At 66.9% G+C, this 24093-nt stretch carries 19 protein-coding genes; 16 read left to right on the top strand and 3 right to left on the bottom strand.

What is annotated here, in order from left to right:
- Positions 1-71: 71 nt before the first annotated feature.
- Positions 72-845: a hydroxyacylglutathione hydrolase gene (gene gloB, locus SBP02_RS10975; protein WP_318641539.1), complete on the bottom strand. Its 774-nt coding sequence runs from the start codon at positions 843-845 to the stop codon at positions 72-74.
- A gap of 75 nt (positions 846-920) precedes the next feature.
- Here gloB and SBP02_RS10970 point away from each other — a divergent pair, with 75 nt between their 5' ends.
- The 3 genes from SBP02_RS10970 to dnaQ are packed head-to-tail and all read left to right on the top strand — an operon-like array spanning position 921 to position 2911.
- Positions 921-1679 carry a class I SAM-dependent methyltransferase gene (locus tag SBP02_RS10970; RefSeq protein ID WP_318641537.1) on the top strand — a complete coding sequence of 253 codons (759 nt, stop codon included), beginning with the start codon at positions 921-923 and terminating at the stop codon, positions 1677-1679.
- A 37-nt stretch (positions 1680-1716) separates the two neighbouring features.
- Entirely contained in the window at positions 1717-2169 is a 453-nt protein-coding gene (gene rnhA / locus SBP02_RS10965) for a ribonuclease HI (RefSeq protein WP_369959277.1), read from the top strand.
- Positions 2162-2911 carry a DNA polymerase III subunit epsilon gene (dnaQ, locus tag SBP02_RS10960; protein ID WP_318641535.1) on the top strand — a complete coding sequence of 250 codons (750 nt, stop codon included), beginning with the start codon at positions 2162-2164 and terminating at the stop codon, positions 2909-2911. The genes rnhA and dnaQ overlap by 8 nt, the downstream gene beginning before the upstream one ends.
- Positions 2912-3022: 111 nt before the next feature.
- Here the strand turns inward: dnaQ and amaB are convergent, their stop codons facing one another.
- Positions 3023-4513, bottom strand: a complete 1491-nt coding sequence (gene amaB, locus SBP02_RS10955) for an L-piperidine-6-carboxylate dehydrogenase (RefSeq protein ID WP_318641533.1) — start codon at positions 4511-4513, stop codon at positions 3023-3025.
- Positions 4514-4669: 156 nt separating this feature from the next.
- Here amaB and SBP02_RS10950 point away from each other — a divergent pair, with 156 nt between their 5' ends.
- The 11 genes from SBP02_RS10950 to SBP02_RS10900 all read left to right on the top strand — a co-directional run bounded on the left by SBP02_RS10950 (position 4670) and on the right by SBP02_RS10900 (position 21508).
- Complete coding sequence (locus tag SBP02_RS10950; protein ID WP_318641531.1) at positions 4670-5581, top strand: LysR family transcriptional regulator; 912 nt, start codon at positions 4670-4672, stop codon at positions 5579-5581.
- 206 nt (positions 5582-5787) lie between these two features.
- Positions 5788-7038, top strand: a complete 1251-nt coding sequence (locus SBP02_RS10945; RefSeq protein WP_318641529.1) for a 2-aminoadipate transaminase — start codon at positions 5788-5790, stop codon at positions 7036-7038.
- 4 nt (positions 7039-7042) lie between these two features.
- Entirely contained in the window at positions 7043-10102 is a 3060-nt protein-coding gene (gene ydiJ / locus SBP02_RS10940; protein ID WP_318641527.1) for a D-2-hydroxyglutarate dehydrogenase YdiJ, read from the top strand.
- Between the two features lie 92 nt (positions 10103-10194).
- On the top strand, positions 10195-11427 hold the full coding sequence (locus SBP02_RS10935; RefSeq protein ID WP_318641525.1) for a DUF3422 domain-containing protein: 1233 nt from the start codon (positions 10195-10197) through the stop codon (positions 11425-11427).
- A 407-nt stretch (positions 11428-11834) separates the two neighbouring features.
- Positions 11835-12452: a hypothetical protein gene (locus SBP02_RS10930; RefSeq protein WP_318641522.1), complete on the top strand. Its 618-nt coding sequence runs from the start codon at positions 11835-11837 to the stop codon at positions 12450-12452.
- A 90-nt stretch (positions 12453-12542) separates the two neighbouring features.
- A complete protein-coding gene (locus SBP02_RS10925; protein WP_318641520.1) occupies positions 12543-12908 on the top strand; it encodes a molecular chaperone DnaJ in 366 nt (121 codons plus the stop codon).
- A gap of 277 nt (positions 12909-13185) precedes the next feature.
- A complete protein-coding gene (locus SBP02_RS10920) occupies positions 13186-13545 on the top strand; it encodes a nuclear transport factor 2 family protein (RefSeq protein WP_318641518.1) in 360 nt (119 codons plus the stop codon).
- Between the two features lie 388 nt (positions 13546-13933).
- Positions 13934-15265, top strand: coding sequence for a mechanosensitive ion channel family protein (locus tag SBP02_RS10915; RefSeq protein WP_318641516.1), 1332 nt, complete (start codon positions 13934-13936; stop codon positions 15263-15265).
- A 187-nt stretch (positions 15266-15452) separates the two neighbouring features.
- On the top strand, positions 15453-16874 hold the full coding sequence (gene hglS, locus SBP02_RS10910) for a 2-oxoadipate dioxygenase/decarboxylase HglS (protein ID WP_318641514.1): 1422 nt from the start codon (positions 15453-15455) through the stop codon (positions 16872-16874).
- A 36-nt stretch (positions 16875-16910) separates the two neighbouring features.
- Positions 16911-19937 carry an aminotransferase class III-fold pyridoxal phosphate-dependent enzyme gene (locus SBP02_RS10905; RefSeq protein WP_318641512.1) on the top strand — a complete coding sequence of 1009 codons (3027 nt, stop codon included), beginning with the start codon at positions 16911-16913 and terminating at the stop codon, positions 19935-19937.
- A gap of 632 nt (positions 19938-20569) precedes the next feature.
- Positions 20570-21508, top strand: a complete 939-nt coding sequence (locus tag SBP02_RS10900) for a universal stress protein (protein ID WP_318641510.1) — start codon at positions 20570-20572, stop codon at positions 21506-21508.
- A gap of 84 nt (positions 21509-21592) precedes the next feature.
- Here the strand turns inward: SBP02_RS10900 and gfa are convergent, their stop codons facing one another.
- The gene (gene gfa, locus SBP02_RS10895) at positions 21593-22171 is read right to left on the bottom strand and encodes an S-(hydroxymethyl)glutathione synthase (RefSeq protein WP_318641508.1); all 579 of its coding nucleotides are present in this window, start codon (positions 22169-22171) and stop codon (positions 21593-21595) included.
- A 361-nt stretch (positions 22172-22532) separates the two neighbouring features.
- On the opposite strand from gfa, the gene SBP02_RS10890 reads away from it, so the two are divergent.
- Together SBP02_RS10890 and SBP02_RS10885 are read left to right on the top strand one after the other, a co-directional pair.
- Positions 22533-23306 carry an ABC transporter ATP-binding protein gene (locus tag SBP02_RS10890; RefSeq protein ID WP_318641506.1) on the top strand — a complete coding sequence of 258 codons (774 nt, stop codon included), beginning with the start codon at positions 22533-22535 and terminating at the stop codon, positions 23304-23306.
- Positions 23307-23318: 12 nt separating this feature from the next.
- The gene (locus tag SBP02_RS10885; protein WP_318641504.1) at positions 23319-24071 is read left to right on the top strand and encodes an ABC transporter substrate-binding protein; all 753 of its coding nucleotides are present in this window, start codon (positions 23319-23321) and stop codon (positions 24069-24071) included.
- The last annotated feature ends 22 nt before the right edge of the window (positions 24072-24093 follow it).

Raw genomic sequence — 24093 nt, 5'->3', positions numbered from 1 at the left:
ACGGGCGATTCTAGGAATCGTCACCCGGAGGGTCAAGTTTGCGGCGACCCTTTTGCGCAATCGTCGAGCTTTTAGAAGCGATCCTTCCAGGCCCGCAGGCAGGCGAACACCTCGCTCGAGGACCTTGCTCGAGGGCCGTCGTGCGCGTCGATCCGCGCCTGCACCGAGGCCTCGGTGCTGCGCAGGAAGGGGTTGGTTGCCTGCTCCAGGGCCAGGGTGGAGGGCAGGCTGACACGCCCGGCCTGGCGCCACTCGGCGACCTGCTGCAGGCGTCGGGCGATCTGCGGGTTGTCCGGCTCGACCGCCTGGGCGAAGCGCAGGTTGCTCAGGGTGTATTCATGGGTGCAGTACACCAGGGTTTGACCGGGCAGCGCCGCCAGGCGGTCGAGCGAGTCATGCATCTGCTGCGGGGTGCCTTCGAACAGGCGGCCGCAGCCGGCGGCGAACAGGGTGTCGCCGCAGAACAGCCAGTGCTGCTCGGCCTGGTAATAGGCGATATGGCCCAGGGTATGCCCCGGTACCTCGATGATGGCGAAGCTGTGGCCGAGCACCTCGACCCTGTCCCCTTCGCCCAGGGCCAGGTCGCGGGCGGGGATCTGCTCCTTGGCCGGGCCGAGCACGCGGGCACCGCTCGTCGCTTTCAGTCGCTCCACCCCGCCGATATGGTCATGGTGATGGTGAGTGATCAGAATGTCGCTCAGTTCCCACCCCGGATGTTCGGCCAGCCAGGCCAGTACGGGGGCCGCGTCGCCGGGGTCGACGACCGCGCAGCGGCGCGTCGTGGCGTCTTGCAGCAACCAGATATAGTTGTCGGTAAAGGCGGGTAGGGCGTCGATCTTGATCATGGTGTGGGTCGCTAAGCGGTTCACAAAGGTGCATCTTAGGCCTCAATGGCAATGGCGGCTACGCAGGCAAAGCTTATGTCCGATCATCCTTTCGCTCAGGCCGATGCCGACTGGCTCTCGCTGATCGGCATGGCACGCAACTGGTTCAAGGGCCCCTACGGCCAGCTGTTGCTGGCCGAGGAATACCGGCTGCTGGAGGACGAGCTGGCGCGCTTCTTCGGCGGCTACCTGGTGCATTACGGGCCTTCGGCGGCGGCCCCGGGGGCGACCCAGATCCAGCGCAGCGTGCGCCTCGGCGCGCCATTCGCGGGGGTGGAGATCGTCTGCGAGGAGCAGGCCTGGCCGCTGGGCGAGCACGCAGCGGACCTGGTGCTGCTGCAGCATGGCCTGGACTTCAGCCTGTCGCCCCACGGCCTGCTGCGCGAAGCGGCGCGTAGCGTCAGGCCCGGCGGCCACCTGGTGGTGATCGGCATCAACCCCATCAGCATCTGGGGCGTGCGCCATCTGTTCAGTCGCGACGCCCTGCGTCAGGCCCGCTGCATCGCCCCGGGGCGGGTCAGCGACTGGCTGCGCCTGCTGGGCTTCGCGCTGGAGAAACGCCGCTTCGGGTGCTATCGTCCGCCGCTTGCTTCGAGCGCCTGGCAGGCTCGTCTCGCGCCTCTGGAAGCCTGGGGCGATGCCTGGCAATCGCCGGGCGGCGGCTTCTACCTATTGGTGGCGCGCAAACTGGTGGTTGGCCTGCGGCCGCTGCGCAAGTCCCAGCGCGCCCCCATGGGCCAGCTGGTGCCTATGCCGGTGGCCAAGGTCAGCCGCCGCGACTCCGAACAGCACTAGGCCTGCCGGGCGAAATTTACTGAGAGAAAGGCTGTGCATGTCTGAACAAGTCGAGATCTACACCGATGGCGCCTGCAAGGGCAACCCGGGCATCGGTGGCTGGGGGGCGTTGCTGGTTTTCAAGGGCGTGGAGAAGGAGCTCTGGGGTGGCGAGGCCGAGACCACCAACAACCGCATGGAACTGACCGCCGCCATCCGTGGCCTGGCCGAGCTCAAGCGGGCCTGCGAGGTGCGCCTGGTCACCGATTCCCAGTACGTCATGCAGGGCATCCAGGACTGGATGCCGAACTGGAAGAAGCGCGGCTGGAAGACCGCCGCCAAGCAGCCGGTGAAGAATGCCGACCTGTGGCAGCAGCTGGACGAGCAGGTCAACCGCCATAACGTGACCTGGCAATGGGTGCGCGGCCACACCGGCCACCCGGGCAACGAGCGAGCCGACCAGCTGGCCAACCGCGGCGTCGAAGAAGTGAGGGGAAGCAAGCGTGCGTAGCATCGTTCTGGACACCGAAACCACCGGCATGCCGGTCACCGATGGTCATCGCATCATCGAGATCGGTTGCGTCGAACTGGAAGGCCGGCGCCTGACCGGCCGGCATTTCCACGTCTACCTGCAGCCGGACCGGGAGATCGACGAAGGCGCCATCGCGGTGCACGGCATCACCAACGAATTCCTGCAGGACAAGCCGCGCTTCAAGGACGTGGCCGAGGAGTTCTTCGAGTTCATCAAGGGCGCCCAGCTGATCATCCACAACGCGGCGTTCGACGTGGGCTTCATCAACAACGAGTTCGCCCTGCTGGGGCAGCAGGATCGCGCGGAGATCGCCGACCACTGCGCGATCCTCGACACCCTGTTGATGGCCCGCGAACGTCATCCGGGCCAGCGCAACAACCTCGATGCGCTGTGCAAGCGCTACGACGTCGACAACTCCGGCCGCGACCTGCACGGCGCCTTGCTCGACGCCGAGATTCTCGCCGACGTCTATCTGGCGATGACCGGCGGGCAGACCCACCTGTCCCTGGCCGGCGAGGGCGGCGAGGGCGACGGCAGCGGTCGCCGGCAACCGACGCCGATCCGTCGCCTGCCGGCCGAGCGCGCACGCACCCCGGTGATTCGCGCCAGCGAAGCAGAGCTGGCCGCCCATGCCGCGCGCCTGGCGGTGATCGAGAAGTCCGCCGGCGCGCCGCCGCTGTGGCTGCAGCTGGAGCAGGCCGAGGGCGCGAGCGAGGCCTGAGCCGGCCGCGGGTCTGTCTGAGGCAGGTCCGCGACGCGCCAACCCAGGCGCCAACGAAAAACGCCCCGGGGCCTTGCGGCTCCGGGGCGTTTTCGTACCCGCGCGGTGCTATCAGTCGAACACGATGCCCTGGGCCAGCGGCAGCTCGCGGGAGTAGTTGACCGTGTTGGTCTGCCGGCGCATGTAGGCCTTCCAGGCATCGGAGCCGGACTCGCGGCCGCCGCCGGTCTCCTTCTCGCCGCCGAAGGCGCCGCCGATCTCCGCACCGCTGGTGCCGATGTTGACGTTGGCGATGCCGCAGTCGCTGCCGGCGGCGCTCTGGAACTGCTCGGCCTCGCGCATGTCGGTGGTGAAGATGCACGACGACAGGCCTTGCGGCACTTCGTTGTTCAGGCGCAGGGCCTGATCGAAGTCGCTGTAGCTCAGCACGTAGAGGATCGGCGCGAAGGTCTCGTGGCGCACCACCTCGCTCTGCGCCGGCATCTCGACGATGGCCGGGCTGACGTAGTAGGCGTTCGGATACTGCTCGGCCAGCTGGCGCTCGCCGCCGAAGACCTTGCCGCCCTCGGCACGGGCCTTGTCCAGCGCCGCCTGCATGGCCTCGAAGCTGTGCTTGTCGATCAGCGGGCCGACCAGGTTGCCCTGCAGCGGGTTGCCGATGCGCACCTTGGCGTAGGCGACCTTGAGGCGGGCGACGATCTCGTCCTTGACCGACTCGTGGGCGATCAGCCGGCGCAGGGTGGTGCAGCGCTGGCCGGCGGTGCCCACGGCGCCGAACAGGATGGCGCGCACGGCCATGTCGAGGTCGGCGCTGGGGGCCAGGATCATGGCGTTGTTGCCGCCCAGTTCGAGGATGCTGCGACCGAAGCGGGCGGCCACCTTGGGCGCCACTTCGCGGCCCATGCGGGTGCTGCCGGTGGCGCTGATCAGGGCCACGCGCGGGTCCTCGACCAGGGCGTCGCCGGCTTCGCGGTCGCCGATGATCAGTTGGCTGAGGCCCTCGGGGGCATCGCCGAAGGCGGCCAGCGCCTGCTCGAACAGCGCCTGGCAGGCCAGGGCGGTCAGCGGGGTCTTCTCCGACGGCTTCCACAGCACGGCGTCGCCACAGACCAGGGCCAGGGTGGTGTTCCAGGCCCAGACCGCCACCGGGAAGTTGAAGGCGCTGATCACGCCGACCACGCCCAGCGGCTGCCAGGTCTCGCGCATGTGGTGGCCCGGGCGCTCGGAGGCGATGGTCAGGCCGTACAGCTGGCGCGACAGGCCGACGGCGAAGTCGCAGATGTCGATCATCTCCTGCACCTCGCCCAGGCCTTCCTGGGTGATCTTCCCGGCTTCCCAGGACACCAGCTCGCCGAGGTCGGCCTTGTGCTTGCGCAGCACCTCGCCGAACAGACGGATCAGCTCGCCGCGACGCGGCGCCGGCACGCTGCGCCAGGCCTGGAAGGCCTGCTCGGCGCGGGCGATCTTGGCCGTGACCGCGGCGCGGTCCTCGAGGCTGACCGAAGCGATCTGGCTGCCGTCGATCGGGGTGTATACCGGGTGGTTGCCATTCGCTACTGCCTGGGCGCTAACCCCGAGGCGGCTCAGAAGTCCGTCAACCATGGCTCTCTCCTGTATTGGGTCGTGGTTGAAAATTATGCTCGGGGTCAGTATTAATCCTCCGCCTGGAGGGCAGCAAGCGAGCATTATTCGCCATGTCATTCCTAGGATTCATCGTTCGCCCCTGTTCGCCGCCCCACGCCTTCGCGAGATTTTCCCATGTCCAAACGCCTGATGCCGTCCATGGCCGCCCTGCAGTGCTTCGAGGCGGTGGCGCGCCACCTGAGCTTCACCCGCGCCGCCGAGGAGCTGTTCCTCACCCAGAGCGCGGTGAGCAAGCAGGTGGCCCAGCTCGAGGAGATGCTCCAGCACCTGCTGTTCCGGCGCATCCGCCGGCGTCTGCAGCTGACCCCGGCCGGCTCGCTGTACCTCACCGAGGTGAACAAGATCCTCAAGCAGGTGGAGATGTCCACCCACTACATCCTGTCCTACGGCGGCGAGACCGAGGTGCTCAAGGTGGCGACCCAGCCGACCTTCGGCGCGCGCTGGCTGATCCCGAACCTCAAGGGCTTCGGCGCGGCGAACCCGAACATCCACCTGGACATCCGCAACGAGCTGGAGCCCTTCGACCTGGTCCAGGCGCGGGCCGACGTGGTGTTCTTCTTCGGCCAGGGCACCTGGCCGGGGGCCGAGTGCATCGAGCTGTTCGGCGAGCAGATGGTGCCGGTGTGCGCCCCGGATATCCTTCCCGCCGAGCCGCTGGTCAGTGCCCTGCAGCTCAGCGAGCGGGTGCTGCTGCAATGCGCCTCGCGGCCCGAGGCCTGGCACGAGTGGTTCCAGGCCCAGGACCTGCAGACCGAGCACAGCTACCACGGCCCGCGCTTCGAGACCTTCTACATGTGCATCCGCGCCGCCCAGTCCGGCTGCGGCGTGGCCCTGGTGCCGCGCTTTTTGGTGGAGGACGAGCTGGCCGAGGGCAAGCTGGTGATTCCCTGGGACCACCCCCTGGCCAGCAGCGGCCGGCACTTCCTCGCCTACGCCGAGCACGCCGCCGAGGTGCCGAAGATTCGCGCCTTCGTCCGCTGGATCGAGGAGCAGGTGCGTCGCGAACGGGGCGAGGCCGCTCGCTGATCACGCCCCTGCGCAGCTTCGAACGGGGCCCGACTCGGAAAAAAAGGAATAACTGGCGCGTTTTTTTTCGTTTGTAGGGCGGCTTCCTCTCTCGCTTTCATAGTGGCCCAGTCAAACCGGCCACGAGGACGCCCCATGCCCGCCCGCGAGAATGCCTGCCCACGCCCATCGATCCGTCGCCGCCAGCGTGCAGCGGGAGCCCGCCCATGAGCCAGGCACCGATCAGCAATGCCCTGGGCATCGTCCACCCCATCAGCCTCAGCCACGGTCGCAACGCCGAGGTCTGGGACACGACGGGCAAGCGCTATATCGACTTCGTCGGCGGCATCGGCGTGCTCAACCTCGGCCACTGCCATCCGCGCATCGTCGAGGCGGTGCGCGAGCAGGCCGGTCGGCTGACCCATTCGGCCTTCAATGCCGTGCCCCACGAGGGCTACGGCCGGCTGATGGAGGCTCTGGCGCGCTTCGTTCCGGTCAGCTACCCGCTGTCGGGCATGCTCACCAACAGCGGCGCCGAGGCGGCGGAGAACGCCTTGAAGCTGGTGCGCGCGGCGACCGGGCGCACGGCGGTGATCGCCTTCGACGGCGGCTTTCATGGCCGCACCCTGGCCACCCTCAACCTCAACGGCAAGGTGGCGCCCTACAAGCAGAAGGTCGGCGTGCTGCCGGGGCCGGTCTATCACCTGCCGTACCCCAGTGCCGACAACGGCGTCAGCCGCGAGCAGGCACTGGCGGCCATGGAGCGCTTGTTCAGCGTGGAGATCGACCGCGCCGAGGTGGCCTGTTTCATCGTCGAGCCGGTGCAGGGCGAGGGCGGTTTCCAGGCCCTGGACGCGGCCTTCGCCCAGGACCTGCGGCGCTTCTGCGACGCCCACGGCATCCTCCTGATCATCGACGAGATCCAGTCCGGCTTCGGCCGCAGCGGCCAGCGCTTCGCCTTCAGCCGCCTGGGCATCGAGCCGGACCTGCTGCTGCTGGGCAAGAGCATGGCCGGCGGCCTGCCGCTGGCGGCGGTGGTCGGCCGCCGCGAGCTGATGGACGCGCTGCCCAAGGGCGGCCTGGGCGGCACCTACTCGGGCAATCCCATCGCCTGCGCCGCGGCCCTGGCCACCCTGGAGGAGATGAGCGACGCCAACCTGGCGACCTGGGGCGAGCGCCAGGAAAGCACCATCCTGGCCCGCTATCAGAGCTGGCAGCAGGCGCCCTGGGCCGGGGCCATCGGCCGCCTCAGCGGGGTCGGCGCGATGCGCGGCATCGAGCTGCGCAGCGCCGCCGGCGGCCCCGGCAGCGAGCGTCTGGCCGGCCTGTTGGGCCTGGCCCGGGAGCAGGGCCTGCTGCTGATGCCCAGCGGCAAGCAGCGCCACATCGTCCGCCTGCTGGCGCCGCTGACCGCCGAGCAGGCGATCCTCGACGAGGGCTTCGACATCTTCGAGCGCTGCCTGGCGCAGCTGGACTGAGCCGATGATCGCCCGCCTGACCCCGCCGGAGCCGCCGGCCGCGCTCTACCGCGCGTTCCTCGACGCCCTGGCCGCCGCCGGCTTCGCCGGCGAGATCGCCCGCGACCACGGCACCCGCACCGTGCTGGCCACCGACAACTCGATCTACCAGCGCCAGCCCCAGGCCGCCGTGTTCCCCAGGGACGTGGCGGACGTGCAGCGCCTGCTGCGCCTGGCCGGCGAGGCGCGTTTCCAGCGGGTGGTGCTGACCCCCCGCGGCGGCGGCACCGGCACCAACGGCCAGTCGCTGACCGACGGCCTGGTGGTCGACCTGTCGCGCCACCTCAACCGCATCCTGGAGATCGATGTCGAGGGGCGCTGGGCGCGGGTGCAGGCCGGGGTGGTCAAGGATCAGCTCAACGCCGCGCTCGCGCCCCACGGGCTGTTCTTCGCCCCGGAGCTGTCCACCTCCAGCCGCGCCACCCTCGGCGGCATGATCAACACCGACGCCAGCGGCCAGGGCAGCTGCACCTACGGCAAGACCCGCGATCACGTGCTGGAGCTGCACAGCCTGCTGCTCGGCGGCGAGGCCCTGCACAGCCGGGCGCTGGACGCCGCCGAGCTGGAGGCCGAGTGCGCCCGCGCCGACCGCATCGGCGCGGCGTACCGCTGCGCCCGGCGCATCGCCGAGGAGCAGGGCGAACTGATCGCCGCGCGCTTCCCGCCGCTGAACCGCTGCCTGACCGGCTACGACCTGGCGCACCTGCGCGAGGCGGACGGCCGCTTCAACCTCAACAGCCTGCTGTGTGGCGCGGAGGGCTCCCTCGGCCTGGTGGTGGAGGCCAAGCTCAACCTGCTGCCGATTCCGCGCCACAGCCTGCTGCTCAACCTGCGCTACGCCAGCTTCATGGACGCCCTGGGCGATGCCCGGGCGCTGATGGCCCAGGCGCCGCTGTCGATCGAGACGGTGGACTCGCGGGTGCTGCAGCTGGCCATGCAGGACATCGTCTGGCACGGCGTGGCCGAGTACTTTCCCGACGACCCGCAGCGCCCGACCCTGGGCATCAACCTGATCGAGTTCTGCGGCGACGACGAGGACGAACTGGAGCGGCGGGTCGCCGCCTTTATCGAGCACCTGCGCCGCGACCGCTCGGTCGAGCGCCTCGGCCATACCCTGGCTCGCGGCGCGGCGGCGGTGGCGCGGGTCTACGCCATGCGCAAGCGCGCCGTGGGCCTGCTCGGCAACGTGGCGGGGGAGGCGCGGCCGCAGCCCTTCGTCGAGGACTGCGCGGTGCCCCCCGAGCGGCTGCCGGCCTTCATCGCCGAGTTCCGCGCGCTGCTCGACGGCCATGGCCTGGAGTACGGCATGTTCGGCCACGTCGACGCCGGGGTGCTGCACGTGCGCCCGGCCCTGGACCTCAAGGACCCGGCCCAGGCCGCGCTGCTGCGCCCGCTCAGCGATGCCGTGGCGGCGCTCGCCGGCAAGTACGGCGGGCTGCTCTGGGGCGAGCACGGCAAGGGCCTGCGCTCGGCCTATGCGCCGCAGTTCTTCGGCGAGCTATACCCGGCGCTGCAGGCGCTGAAGGCGGCGTTCGACCCGCACAACCAGCTCAACCCGGGCAAGATCGCCACGCCCCTGGGCAGCGCCGCGCGGCTGCTGGCGGTCGATGAGGTGCCGCTGCGCGGCGAGTTCGACCGGCGCATCGACCCCGGCGTCTGGCGCAGCTACCAGAGCGGCCTGCACTGCAACGGCAACGGCGCCTGCTACAACCAGGACCCGGACGACGCCATGTGCCCGTCCTGGAAGGCCACCCGCCGCCGCGAGCAGTCGCCCAAGGGCCGCGCGGCGCTGATCCGCGAATGGCTGCGCCTGCAGGGCGAGCAGGGCGTCGACGTGCTCGCCAGCGCCGCGGCCATCCGCGCCGGGCGCGGCCCCGGCCTGTGGCGCCGGCTGCGCAACAGCTTGGCGCAGCGGCGCGGCGCGGCGGACTTCTCTCACGAGGTGTACGAGGCCATGGCCGGCTGCCTGGCGTGCAAGTCCTGCGCCGGTCAGTGCCCGGTCAAGGTCGACGTGCCGGAGTTCCGCGCGCGCTTCCTCGAGCTGTACCACGGCCGCTACCTGCGCCCGCTCAAGGACTACCTGATCGGCTCCCTGGAGTTCAGCCTGCCCTATCTGGCCCAGGTGCGCGGCCCGTACAACGCGCTGCTGGCGGCGCGGCCGGTGCGCCAGCTGCTGCGGCGCTACGCCGGGCTGGTCGACAGCCCTCCGTTCAGCCGCCTGGACCTGGCCCCGGTGCTCGCCCGCTGGCAGGTGCGCAGGGCCACCCCGGCGGCGCTGGCGGCGCTCAGCCCGGCGCAGCGCGGGCGCAGCGTGGTGCTGGTGCAGGACGCCTTCACCCGCTACTTCGAGACGCCGCTGCTGGCCGACTGGATCGAGCTGATCGGCCGCCTCGGCTACGCCATCTACCTGGCGCCCTACGGCGCCAACGGCAAGCCTTTGCAGGTGCAGGGCTTTCTCGGCGCCTTCGCCCGGGTGGCGCGGCGCAACGCCGCCCGCCTGCGCGCCCTGGCCGAGCAGGGCGTGACCCTGGTGGGCCTGGACCCGGCCATGACCCTGGTCTACCGCCAGGAATACCCCAAGGCCCTCGGCGCCGAGGCCTGCCCGGAGGTGGCGCTGCCCCAGGAATGGCTGGCCCGGGTCTTGCCCGAGCGGCCGGCCTGGGCCGGCGACGGCAGCCAGCGCTACCAGCTGCTCGGCCACTGCACCGAGAAGACCAACGCGCCGGCCGCCAGCGCCCTGTGGGGCGAGCTGTTTAGGCGCTGCGGCCTGGGCCTGGAACAGCCCGCCAGCGGCTGCTGCGGCATGGCCGGCACCTACGGCCACGAGTCCCGCAACCTGGAGACCTCCAGGGCCATCTACCAGCTGTCCTGGGCGGCCCGGGTGCGGCAGCAGGGCGGGGCGGGGCGCCTGCTGGCCAGCGGCTACTCCTGCCGCAGCCAGGTCGAGCGCCTCGACGGCCAGGCCCTGGCCCACCCGCTGCAGGCGCTGCTGGCCCAGCTGCGCCGCTTCCAGGCGGCGAATTAGCCGGCGCGCGCCTGTGTCCCGGACGCGCCGGCGGCAGTCCAGTCACTACAGGCGCCGCCGGCCGAGCGGCGCCCTCTGTCCCGGAGCCCCCGATGCACCCGCTGAGAGAAAGCCTGCACGATGAACTGCACGCGCGGCCGTCGATCTACTTCGACGGCCCGGCCCACGTCTACCACTTCGCCCTGCTCGACGACGGCCAGTCCCTGGACGGCATCGTCCGCCGCCTCGACGAGCTGGCCGACAACCCCGGCCGCGGCGTGCAGCGCCACGGCCTGCTGCGCATCGCCGGCCACCCCTTCAAGTGGGAGAGCCACAGCGAGTTCCTCTCCCTGACCTGGGTGGTGCCGCTGCAGGCCGGCGACAGCCGCTGGGCCGAGCTGCCGCAGCCGCTGCGCGGCCTGCTCGACGCCCACCGCGAGCTGATCCTCAACGCCCAGGTGATCCTGGTGGAGAACCAGGAGGACGCCGAGCAGGCCCCGGCCGGTTACGGCTTCAAGGACCCGGCCGGCTCCCATATCGGCGGCGGCGACGCCACCGTGTGGAGCGACTTCCGCCTCTCGGCCCAGGGCTTCAGCCGCCTGCTGCTGGTCAACCGCGGCCTCAACGCCTACCGCCTGGGGCGGATGATCCGCCGCCTGGTGGAGATCGAGACCTACCGCATGCTCGCCTCCCTCGGCCTGCCCGCCGCCCAGCAGCTGAGCGCCAGCCTGCAGGAGCTGGACCGCGAGCTGATCGAGCTCGCCGAGCGCAATGCCTGCGCCGACAACGCCCAGGCCAAGGCCCTGCTCGACGGCCTGACCGCCCTCTCGGCGCGGCTGATGCGCAGCTCCGCCGGCAGCCGGCCGCGCTTCGGCGCCACCGCCGCCTACGCGCAGATCGTCTTCGAGCGCATCGCCGAGTTGCGCGAAAGCCATGTCGGCGGCAGCCAGCGCCTGGGGGTGTTTCTCGAACGGCGCTTCAAGCCCAGCGTGCGCTACATCGCCGCCACCGAGCAGCGCCTGGACCGCCTGGCCGCCGGCATCGCCAACCTCGGCGAGCTGCTGCAGGCCAAGGCCCAGGTGGAGGTGGAGGAGCAGAACTCGAAGATCCTCGAAAGCCTCAACGCCCGCAGCCACACCCAGCTGAAGATCCAGAAGGCGGTGGAAGGCTTCTCGCTGATCGCCATCAGCTACTACCTGATCGGTCTGCTGAAGATGACCCTCGAAGGCCTCGGCGCCCTGGGCTCGCCGCTATCCGCCAAGGTGCTGTTCGCCCTGCTGGCGCCGCTGTTCCTGCTGACCCTGGTGCTGATGGCGCGCAGGCTCAAGCAGGCGGCGCGGCACTAGGCGGGCAGGGTGGCGCTCTCGCCCGGCGCGACTGGCGCTGCCCGCCTCCGTACGGGTCACAAGGCCAGGGGCGCGGCGCTGGACAGCCTCATGGCAAAACAGTAGCGTCGGCGACGCATGCCGGGCGACTGCCCGGCTTCGGGGCTTGTCGTCCATGTCGTTGTTCCTTCCCGCAGCCTGTCGCGTTTGCCGATGCGATGGCCTGGCGAGACAAGGCGTTACGGATGAACAAGGAACGTTATCCGACACAAGTGGCGTAAAAAATTACCCCATATGTGTCGTCTACTTGTAGTTATACAAAAAGGAATAATATGAGCCTTCGAGTAGCATTTGCATGGATAGCGACACTTTTCTGGCTCGCAATCTGGAGCATTTTACTCTACCTAGACAGGCACGAAGCTGGCTTGATGAAATTCAATGAGTGGGGTGATTTTTTTGCAGGTGTATCAGCCCCACTAGCGTTCCTTTGGCTTGTTGTGGGCTATTTCCAACAAGGCGAAGAGCTTGGTCAAAATACGCTAGCATTGAAGCAACAAGAGCGAGCACTGCAGTTGCAGGTTGAGGAACTAAAGCAATCAGTTCAACAGCAAAAAGAAATGGTCAAGGTCACACAAGAAGAGCTAGAAATCAATCGCGCTAGCATTGATCGAGAATATCGAAAAGAAAAGCTCAGATCTCAGCCACTTATTCGGCAGTTGGGCGGAGCTTACTCAAGTAGCAAAGAAATAATACAGCACATGGTTTCAGCAAAAAATATCGGCCACCTAATTAGCAGGGTCGTACTTTCTGTGAGGAATTCAACAATTGAGCTTTCTTTGGATAAAGACTTTTTCGACAACTGGGACTTCGATGCAGAAAAGAATCTGGTTTTTACCAGAGGCAAGGATAGCCTCTTAAAAGCAAGTGACAGTTTTGAATTGCACATAGATTATCTTGACGGAATGGGCGAGCAGTCTGGTCAGATTTTATATTTTCGCGCAAATGAGAAAGGCAGTTTTATTTTTTCATCTGAAAAATATATGTGAATGTATAACAAGTCGCTCAAACTGTTCTCGGCGTTCACTGGGATGGGCTAAAGCCCGCCCCTTAACCAAATGTTAGGTCGCAGAGGGACTATGCACGACATCAAAGCAAACCTTCACCCATGCGCTCACTGTTCAGGAATTGGCACATGCAAGAATGGGCAAGAAGAGCAATCTTGTGCAGTTTGCGTAAAAGGCAGTGAGTTAGAGGGTAAGGTTTTTGTAGGGCTCCCTTGCTCCATTTGTGGCGGCATAGGTCAAGCAGAGCCAAAGACCGAGCGCATCAACAAGCGTATGCCAGCCCTTCTCGGGTTTGCCGTAGTTTTCCTGTTAATTACTTTCGTATTTATTGCAGCACTAACAAGCAGCAAATACTTCAGTGAAATTCTTGCTTTCGCCGGCACTTTAATTGGCACCGTGCTTGGTTTTTACTATTCAGCCCGTGCGCGAGCAACCTAACAATGTATATGGACTCTCCCCGCAAGCGGTGAGCAATAGCTTTCCCTGCCCTGCCGTCAGTGCGGTTGCACGCGTCTATCCGGCCTGTTGTGGGCGTTACCGCCCTGGCTACTCTGTGACTCGCACGATGGTGCACATGTGATGCCCACCTGTAGTTAGATACCAGGCTGCCCATGGCGGGCGTATACCTTCTATGCTTGGATTGTACGCAGCTTGTTTGCATGCCATCCCATGGTGGGCTTCAAGTTGCCCGGCTAAAAATAGGAGGGCAAGAACAATGAGCCTGGCTGATAGGGTACGGCAAGGTTGGACGACGCTCGGCGCTGGCGATTTCGATACCTTGGTGGCCGACTATGCGGAGGATATGAAGTTCATAATGCCAGGGCAGGCTGATGTTCTGGAGGGGTGGCAGGCGTTCCGCTCTGCGCTGGATAGTCTCGGGGAAATCCTTCCTCCGGGGTTCGAGATCACAGGCTTGCGCCAGATTGAGGGGGAGAATGAAGTTGTCTCTATTGTCGAGTGGCGCTCGGCGAGTATCGCGGCCTCCCAGTTGTCGGTCCTGTTCAAGTTCCACGGTGGAAAAATCTACGAGGAGCGCTGGTTTATCGACACCGAGCAGTGGAAAAGTGCGTTCTGATTTTCCAGTGGTCACTCACAAGGCATATATGGGCTATCCCCGCCAGCAGGGCGTAACGCCATGCACCCCTGTTCTGCGTATGCTGTCTGCATATGCCGGCTCTATCGTCCTGCTGCTTAGCGTGCGCCGTATTTGGCCAGTTGCCCCTGCCGCTACCGATGTGCATCGCCGATTAAAGTTATGGCGAATTGCGGGCGTCTTTATTGGTGCAGGTTTTAATGTGTGGATATTAATTGATGTCGGTACGCTGTGCTGTAAATGTAGTGGGGTGGTTTTATTGTCGTCGCATTGTACTGGTAAGCAGCGTCTATACTGCTGTTCAATTGGAGGTCAACAAAAAGCCAATTAAATAGTCTGGACAGTCAGTTGGACGGCATAAGGATCGGCAATGATGCTATTCGACAATCTCGACGCGCGAATCGAACAGGCTGCCGATAAGGCGGCCGAGGTGCTGTTCCAGCCGGAGACCTACACCCAGGCCGGCATCGTGCTGGCGATCTATGCCGTCGCCTGGCTGATCGCCAATCGCATCCGCACGTACGCGCCGCTCCTCGACGCCGGTTACGAGGCGGCGGCGGTGCATCCGGTGCGTAAGTTCGTCAGCAGGCTGGGCGCGCTGATCTTTCCGCTGCTGGCCATCCTCATGCTGCGGGTATCCGTCGAGGTCAGCGAGAACCTGTTGGATCAGGGCTGGCTGGTGCAGGCGGCGCTGACCATCTCCATCCTGCTGATCTTCTACTCGATCATCCGCAACTTCATCCGCAACAGGTTTCTCGCCGTGGCCTTCCGCTGGCTGGGCATCCCGCTGCTGTTCCTGCACCTGGTCGGCCTGCTGGACGGCCTGATCGCCATACTCGAATCCATCTCGGTCAACCTCGGCAATATCGAGATTTCGGCCTACGGCATCGCCCGGGTCGCCATCTTCGGCTCGATCCTGTTCTGGCTCGGCCGCGTCAGCAGCAGGACCGGCCGCGACTTCATCTCCCATCAGGAGAACCTCGACGTACGCACCCGGGAGGTGGCGGCGAAGCTGCTCGAGGTGGGGATCTTCTTTCTGATCTTCCTGCTGCTGCTGCAGATCATGGGCATCAACCTCACCACCCTCGCGGTGTTCGGCGGGGCGTTGGGCGTCGGCCTGGGGTTCGGCCTGCAGGCGATTGCCTCGAACTTCATCTCCGGGATCATCATCCTGATGGATCGCTCGGTGTCGATCGGCGACTACGTCGAGCTGGAGGACGGGCGCACCGGCATAGTGCGCGAGCTGAACATGCGTTCGACCACCCTGGAAACCTACGACGGCAAGGACATCGTGGTGCCGAACGAGAAGTTCATCGCGGAGATCTTCACCAATTGGACGCACAAGGACAAAAGCCAGCGCTATCGGGTGGACTTCTCGGTCGCCTACGACTCCGACGTGCGCAAGCTGGTGGAGATCATCAAGCAGGTGGTGGCCAGCCACCCGCAGGTGTTCAGCGGCGAGGATGTGCCCTTCGAGGAGCGCCCCGACTGCGAGATCGACAGCTTCGGCGAGTCCGGCATCAACATGTTCGTCGAGTTCTGGATGGAGGGCGTCGACGACGGCAAGAATCGCGTCGGCGGCGACCTGCTGCTGATGATCCTGGAGGCCCTGCAGGAGCACGGCTACGAAATACCCTTCCCGCAGCGGGAGGTGCGCATCCTCGACAAGCAGGGGCCGGCCAGGGGCAGGCGGGGCGCCTGAGCGGCTGGCCCGGGCCGCGACGGCGGGCCGGTTTCGCTTGTGTATTCCGCTGGTTTTGGATTCTCCAGGGGAATGAACAGCAGAGGATTAGTCGTTTGAAAGCGACTATTGCGCTCGCCAGAATGACTCCCATGAATGGCTGGAATGTCAGCCACCCTGTCCAGGCGATGCAAGGAGTCGAGTTCCCATGAGCGTTCAAGCTGCCGCTAACCCGGATGCCCTGGTTAGCCCCGATGAGATCCGCGCGCAGTTCTCCCGCGCCATGTCGGCCATGTACCAGGCCGAGGTGCCGCTGTACGGCACGCTGCTGGAGCTGGTGAGCGAGGCCAACCGCCAGGCTCTGGCGCGGCAGCCGCAGTTGGCCGAGCAGCTGCGCGCCACCGGGGAGATCGAGCGCCTGGACATGGAGCGCCACGGCGCCATCCGCCTGGGCACTGCCGCCGAGCTGGCCACCATGCGCCGCCTGTTCGCGGTGATGGGCATGCAGCCGGTGGGTTACTACGACCTGGCCAGCGCCGGCGTGCCGGTGCACTCCACGGCGTTTCGCGCGACCCACGAGGCGGCGTTGCAGCACAGCCCGTTCCGCGTGTTCACCTCGCTGCTGCGCCTGGAGCTGATCGAGAACGCCGAGCTGCGCGAGCTGGCCCGGGGCATTCTCGAACAGCGCAACATCTTCACCCCGCGCACCCTGCAGCTGATCGAGCGGGCCGAGGTGGCCGGCGGGCTCACGGCGGCCGAGGCGGACGAGTTCGTCCAGCAGGCCCTGGAGACCTTCCGCTGGCACCGCGAGGCGACGGTGAGCGCCGCCCTGTACCAGCAGCTCAGCGCGCAGCACAAGCTGATCGCCGATGTGGTGGCCTTCAAGGGGCCGCACATCAACCACCTGACCCCGCGCACCCTGGATATCGACGCGGTGCAGGCCGGCATGCCGGGCCGCGGCATCAACCCCAAGGCGGTGATCGAGGGACCGCCGCCGCGGCGCTGCCCGATCCTGCTGCGCCAGACCAGCTTCAAGGCCCTGCAGGAGCCGGTGACCTTCGTCGAGGCGGACGGCAGCGGCGCCCTGGGTAGTCACACCGCGCGTTTCGGCGAGATCGAGCAGCGCGGCGTGGCCCTGACGGCCAAGGGCCGCGCGCTGTACGACCGCCTGCTCGAGGCCACCCGGAAGGTCGCCGGCGGCGCACCGGACGAGGCGGGCGCGGCGGCCTACATGGCCACGCTGAGCGAGCAGTTCCAGGCCTTCCCGGACGACTACGCCAGCCTGCGCCGGCAGCAGCTGGCCTACTTCCGCTACTTCGTCACCGAGCAGGGGCGAGCCGCCAAGGCCCGGGGCGAGCTGGCGACGGACCTCGAGGCGCTGCTGGCCGCCGGCCAGGTGCAGTGCGAACCTTTGGTGTACGAGGACTTCCTGCCGGTCAGCGCCGCCGGCATCTTCCAGTCCAACCTCGGCGACGACGCCCGCGACAGCTATGGTGCGAGTGCCAATCGCGAGGCCTTCGAGCGCGACCTGGGCGCGCCGGTGCTCGACGAGCTGGCGCTGTATGCCGAAACCCAGCAGCGCTCGCTGGCGCAGTGCGCGCAAGAGCTGGGCCTGGCGGCGTTCGCCTGAGGTCGGTACCGCCCCAACAAGAGGAAGGATTGCGCCATGAACGATCAACACGCCTTGACCGAGTCGGCCCGGCTCGCCGCCCTCCTGGCCGCCCACTACGGGCTGCAGGGCGACTGCGAGCCGCTGCCCGGCGAGCATGACCTCAACTACCGGGTGCGGGCTGGCGATGGCCAGCAGTACCTGCTGAAACTGCATGCCGCGGACGGCGAGCCCCAGGTGCTGGCGATGCAGGTGGCGGTGCTCGAACACCTGGCTCGCGTAGCGCCGCACCTGCCGGTGTCGCGGCAATTGCCCAGCCAGCAGGGCGGCATCCTGAATGCCGCCGAACTGCGCGGCCCGCGCCAGGCGCGCCTGCTGAGCTGGCTGGACGGCACGCTGTGGGCCAAGGCGCAGGCGCGTACGGCGGCCAGCAGTGCCAGCCTCGGTCGCCTCCTGGGTGAACTGGACCTGGCGCTGCAATCCTTCGGCCATGCCGGCTGCCGGCGTGCCTACGACTGGGATATCGGTCGCGCCGAGGTGCACCTGGACCATCTGGCGGCGATTGACGACGCGGACAAGCGCGGCGTGGTGCAGGCCATACTCGAGCGTTTCGTCCAGGTGGTGAAGCCTGCGCTGGCGGGGTGCCCGCGCCAGGTGATTCATAACGACGCTAACGATTACAACGTGCTGCTGGACGAGCAGGGCGCGGTGAGCGGCCTGCTCGATTTCGGCGATATGGTGGAGAGCTGGCGGATTAACGAGCTGGCGGTGGCCTGCGCCTACGCGCTGATCGGTGCGGACGACCCCGTCGCCACCATCCTGGCGCTGGTGGAGGCCTACCACGAGGTCAACCCGCTGCAGCCCGATGAGGCCGAGCTGCTGTTCGACCTGATCAAGACCCGCTACGCGGTGAGCATCTGCATGGCCGCCCGGCAGATCCGCGAGACGCCGGACAACCCCTACCTGCTGGTCAGCCAGGCCGATGTGTGGCGCGAGCTGCAGCGCCTGGAACGGGAGAATTCGCGCCTGGTGACCCTGCGCATCCGCGATGCCTGCGGCTTCGCCCCGGTGCCCGAGGCCGCCGCGGTGATGCGCTGGCTGGAGCGCAATGCCCACGATTTCGCCCCGCTGTTGCGCCCGGCGGTGACTGCGCCGCGGGTGCGGGTCTTCGATTTCAGCGCCGCCAGCAGCGATAGCCGGGCGATCGAGGGGCTGGACTGCGCCGGCATGCAGACCTACATCGAGGCGCAGATCGCCGCCGCGGGCGCCGACTTCGGCGTCGGTCGCTACGGCGAGCGACGGGGGCTGTACAGCAGCGCCGCCTATGCCGGCGCTACGGCGCAGCAGCGGCGCGACACCCACCTGGGCGTCGACCTGTTCGCCCCGGCCGGCGAAGCGGTGCATGCGCCCTTTGCCGGGGTGGTGGCGTTCTTCCACGACGATGCCGAGGACCAGGGCTTCGGCCCCACCCTGTTGCTGGAGCACCGCAGCGACTGCGGCGCGCGCTTCTGGACCCTCTATGGCCACCTGTCGCGCGCGTCCTGCGCCACGCTGCGGGTCGGCCAGGCGCTGGCCCGGGGCGAGGCCTTCGCCCGGCTCGGCGAGCGCACGGAAAACGGCGGCTGGCCGACCCACCTGCATTTCCAGCTGGTCACCGACCACCTGGGCCTACAGGCGCGCATGTACGGCGTCGGCGTGGCGCAGCACTGGCAGGTGTGGCGGGCGGTGAGCCCCGACCCCAGCGTGGTGCTCGGCCTGCACGTCCCGTGCGCGGTCAAGGTGGAGCGCAGCAAGGACTGGCTGGTGCGCCAGCGGCACCGGCGCATCGGCCGCTCGCTGAGCATCGCCTATGGCCGCGAGCCGCTGAAGATAGTGGGCGGCGAGGGCGCCTACCTGATCGACGAGCAAGGCAAGCGCTGGCTGGATATGGTCAACAACGTTTGCCATGTCGGTCACTGCCACCCGCGCGTGGTGCAGGCGGCCCAGGCCCAGCAGGCGCGACTGAACACCAATGCGCGCTACCTGCACGACTCCCTGGTGGAATATGCCGAGCGGCTGACGGCCTTGCTGCCCGAGCCGCTGAACGTGTGCTTCTTCGTCAACTCCGGCAGCGAGGCCAACGACCTGGCGATCCGCCTGGCGCGGGCCTACACCGGTCAGCGCGACCTGATCACGGTCGACCATGCCTACCACGGTCACCTGAGCAGCCTGATCGACGTCAGCCCGTACAAGTTCAACGGCCAGGGCGGCGCCGGCAAGCCGGAGCACGTCTGGGTCAGCGAGCTGCCCGACCCCTACCGAGGACGCTTTCGCTACAGCGATCCCGAGGCCGGGGCTAAGTACGCCGAGGACGTCGCCCGCCAGGTCGCCGCCATGGCCGAGCGCGGACGCAAGCCGGCGCTGTTCTTCAGCGAGGGCATTCTCGGCACCGGCGGTCAGCTGGTGGCGCCGCCGGGCTACCTGCAGGCGGCCTACAGTCACGTGCGGGCCGCCGGCGGCCTGTGCCTGGCCGACGAGGTGCAGGTGGGCTTCGGCCGGGTCGGCAGCCATATGTGGGCCTTCGAGACCCAGGGCGTGGTGCCGGACATCGTCACCCTGGGCAAGCCCATCGGCAACGGCCATCCGATGGCGGCGGTGATCACCACCGCGGAAATCGCCAACGCCTTCGCCAACGGCATGGAGTACTTCAATACCTTCGGCGGCAACCCGGTATCGGCGGAGATCGGCCTGGCGGTGCTCGACGTGATCCGCGACGAGCGCCTGATGCACCGCTGCGCGGTGCTGGGCGAGCAGCTGATGGCGGGCGTGCGCGGGCTGGCGCAGAAGTACCCCATCATCGGCGATGTGCGCGGCATCGGCCTGTTCATCGGCATCGAGCTGGTGCGCGACCGCCAGACCCTGGAGCCGGCGGCCGCGGAGCTTGAGTTCATCATCGGCGAGATGAAGCGCGAGCACGGCATCCTGCTGAGCAGCGAGGGCCCGCTGCACAACGTGATGAAGATCAAGCCGCCGGCCAGCTTCAGTGCGCAGAACTGCGAGCAGTTCCTCGCCGCCCTGGATCGGGTCCTGGCCAGTCTGCCCTGAACCCGGCCTGGGCCCGCTTGCCGGCGTTGTTGGCAAGCGGGCGCAGGGCCTTGACCGACTCAATCGACTAACGGTGCTGGCGGGCCGCGATGCAGCGACCACACTGAGGGGTGGGCCAAGCGAGGCAACTTGGCTCGTGCTTACCATCGTCGCGCGCTGCAGGTCGCCCCTGAGCGCCCAGGCGGACACTTCGTGCCTGGAGGGTGTCCGTATGGGCTGGCTGCAGGGGTGCGGGCGGTGGTCGCCCCGCATTCTCGATTGCCAGCCGTCGCCCCAGGCCCAGGAGCTTCTCCATCGGCGCGAGCCGAAGGCTGCAGGGTGCTCTTTAATCCTCGACCAGATATACCGGAACAACAGACAGTACGCGTCCGCCGAGTTCAGACCCGCGTAACGGTATTCACCTAGGCAGGCCATGTCCGTTCGGCCTGTGTTCACGGCGGGCCTGTCGCCAGCCGGTTTCAGTCAGTTCCTTGCATCCGTTGCGTGCGGCGCTCGCCGGCCTAGACATCTGTTGACAGCTCGAAGGATCGGGAAGGGTGCCCGTGACTGCGAGCCGCCCGCCCGAGTAGGGACCCAGGTCAACGCCTGTCGTCGAGCCGAAACAGTTCAAACTCACGCACAGGACGTTCGTCATGCAAACTATTCGCAACACCCTGGTGGTGATGGATGTGACGCAGCCCGAATCCCTGATCCTCAACAGGGCCAGACTGATCGCCAGCGCTACCCAGTCGCACCTGCACCTGCTGGTCTGCGACAAGAGCAACGACCATTCATCTTTGCTGGCACAGACCCAGCAGGCTCTTTGCGCCGAGGGCCTCAGCGCCAGCGCAGAGCAGGCCTGGAGAGGCAGCGAGCATCAGACCATCATTGCCGTGCAGCAGGCGCAAGGCAGCGGCTTGGTGATCAAGCAGCACCTGCGCGATACCCGCCTGAGCAAGAACCTGATCCTTTCCGAGGACTGGAAGCTATTGCGCCTCTGTCCGGCGCCCGTGCTCATCGTGAAAACCGCTGTGCCCTGGCAGGGTGGCAATATTCTCGCGCCGATAGACGCGGGCAACAGCGACCTGAATCACCGCGTGCTGCATGCCGGCATCGTCGGTCACGGGCACGACATCGCCAGGATGACCGGCGGCACCCTGCACCTGATGTCGGCGCACCCTTGTGCGGAACTCCTGGCGTCCGACCCGCTGTACCAGGCCAAGGACCAGATCGAGGCCCTGTACCGTGAGCAGTGCAAGGCGTTGCAGGCGGAGTACGAGATTGCCGACGACTGCCTGCATATCGAAGAGGGGCCGGCCGATTCGCTGATCCCCGCCGTCGCCAAGCGGCTGGGGGCGGCCCTGACCGTGATCGGCAGTGTGGCCCGCAGCGGCCTGTCCGGTGCGCTGATCGGCAATACCGCGGAGAGCGTGCTCGACAGCCTGGACTGCGACGTGCTGGTCCTCAAACCCGACGACGTCATCAACCACCTCGAAGAGCTGGCGGCGCCGCCGAGCCCGGACCTGGACCAGGCCATCCATTCCTGGCCCTATAGCCACGCGGCCCGCGCCCGGGCTCCGGGCGACAAGTAGGCCTGGTCGGTCGGTGCAGGGCACCGCTACCGTCGCCCGTCGAGCGCTGCCGGGGGCGACGTCAGGCGCCGGCCCGGGATTTACTCAGCCCTTCAGCGTGCCCGCGGCCTTGGCCACGTGTGTGGCGATGGCATCCATCAGGGCCGGCGACAGGCAGTCGTAGGGCTCCAGGCCGAGCGACTTCAGGCGGGCGCGCACCTCGCCCATGAGCGCCGGGCTGGTGCCCGACTCGATGATCGAGGACACGAAGGCGGCGAACTGCGGGGCGGACCAGCCCCGGTCCGGCGACAGTTCGGTGTGGACGAAATCGAGCCCGTAGAAGGGGTGTGCGCTGTTCTCGATGCGGCCGAACATGTGTACCCCGCACTGGCGACAGGCGTGGCGCTGGATGGTGGCGCCGGCGTCGACCACGGCGAGCTTCTCGGCGTGCTCGGTGACCTTGAGCTTGTCCCGTGGCACCACCGCCACCAGGGAGAACAAGGCGCCCTTGGGCTTCCAGCATTTGGTGCAGCCGCAGGCGTGATTGTGCGCCGACTGCGCGTCGATCTGCACCTTGACCGGGTCCTGGGGGCAATGACAGACCAGGGTGCCGCCGGCGAAGCCCTCGACACCGGGTTGGATGCCGTTGTCGACCGCCGGGTGAATCGAGAATGTGCTGGTCATCTTCCACCTCCGCAAGTTGCCAACTCTTTGAGCGTAGCGCGCGGCCCTGGCCGTGCCGACGAGTCGGCGACCGTCGATCGGTCAGGCGCAGGCCGGGCGAATTGCGCAGCCGTGCGCTCCTCCGGCTTCCGTAGATTTTGGAATGAACCGAGTCCTTCTTTTCGTTTGAGGCCTGTGCCCATCCTTGTTTTCATCGGTACCCAACGGCGGCCTGGGTCGGCGTCCGCATAGCCCGTAGCAGCGCCGTCCCCGGCGCGCGGATGACGCCATTCAGGCCGTCGATGACGCCTGACTGTTAGCTGCAAGGCCCTGGCGACCGGCAGTATTTGCCAGGCTTAAAAAGAATAATAAGAGGTACTGCATGACCAGCTCCCCCTTCGCCCTGGAGATTCGCGACCTGCACAAGCGCTACGGCGATCACGAGGTGCTCAAGGGCATCTCGTTGGGCGCCCGCGACGGCGACGTGATCTCCATCCTCGGCTCCTCCGGCTCCGGCAAGTCGACCTTCCTGCGTTGCATCAATCTGCTGGAAAACCCCCATCAGGGGCAGATCATCGTCAATGGCGAGGAACTGCAGCTCAAACGCGGGGCGGCCGGCGAACTGCACGCGGCCAGCGCCAAGCAGATCAACCGGCTGCGCAGCGAGCTGGGCTTCGTCTTCCAGAACTTCAACCTGTGGCCGCACATGAGCGTGCTCGACAACATCACCGAGGCGCCGCGCCGGGTGCTGGGCCTGAGCAAGGCCGAGGCCACCGAACGGGCCGAGGCGCTGCTGGCCAAGGTCGGCATCGCCGACAAGCGTCACGTCTACCCCAACCAGCTGTCCGGCGGCCAGCAGCAGCGCGCGGCCATCGCCCGCACCCTGTGCATGGAACCCAAGGTGATCCTGTTCGACGAGCCGACCTCGGCCCTCGACCCGGAAATGGTCCAGGAAGTGCTCAGCGTTATCCGCGCCCTGGCCGAGGAGGGCCGCACCATGCTGCTGGTCACTCACGAGATGAATTTCGCCCGCCAGGTGTCCAGCGAGGTGGTGTTCCTCCATCAGGGCCTGGTGGAGGAGCAGGGCCCGCCGGAGCAGGTGTTCGACAACCCGCAGTCGGCGCGCTGCAAGCAGTTCATGTCCAGTAACCACTGAGGGAGCCTCATCATGCATAACTACAAGAAGATCCTGCTGGCCGCGGCCGCCACCCTGGCCTTCGCCACTCCTGCGGTGGCCGCCGACAAGCTGAAGATCGGCACCGAAGGCGCCTACCCCCCCTTCAACCTGATCGACGCCGATGGCCAGGTGGTCGGCTTCGACGTGGAGATCGCCCAGGCCCTGTGCGCCAAGCTGCAGGCCGAGTGCGAAGTGGTCACCTCCGATTGGGACGGCATCATCCCGGCGCTGAATGCCAGGAAGTTCGACTTCCTCGTGTCGTCGATGTCGATCACCGAGGAACGCCAGCAGGCGGTCGACTTCACCGAGCCCTACTACACCAACAAGCTGCAGTTCATCGCGCCGAAAGGCCGCGACCTGAAGGCCGACAAGGCCGGCCTGCAGGGCAAGGTGATCGGCGCCCAGCGCGCCACCATCGCCGGCACCTGGCTGGAAGACAACCTCGACGGCGTGGTCGACATCAAGCTGTACGACACCCAGGAAAACGCATACCTCGACCTGTCCTCGGGCCGTCTCGACGGCGTGCTGGCGGATACCTTCGTCAACTGGGAATGGCTCAAGAGCGAGGTCGGGCAGAACTTCGAGTTCAAGGGCGAGCCGGTGCTGGACAACGACAAGATTGGGGTGGCCGTGCGCAAGGGCGATCCGCTGCGCGAGAAGCTCAACGCCGCGTTGAAGGAGATGGTCGCCGACGGCACCTACCAGCAGATCAACGACAAGTACTTCCCCTTCAGCATCTATTGACCGGCCCCAGCGGTGGTTTGAA

The sequence above is a fragment of the Pseudomonas benzenivorans genome, from assembly GCF_033547155.1.
Classification (GTDB): Bacteria; Pseudomonadota; Gammaproteobacteria; order Pseudomonadales; family Pseudomonadaceae; genus Aquipseudomonas; species Aquipseudomonas benzenivorans_B.
Note: the sequence above shows the minus strand (reverse complement) of the source record. Positions and strands in the feature narration are given on the sequence as shown.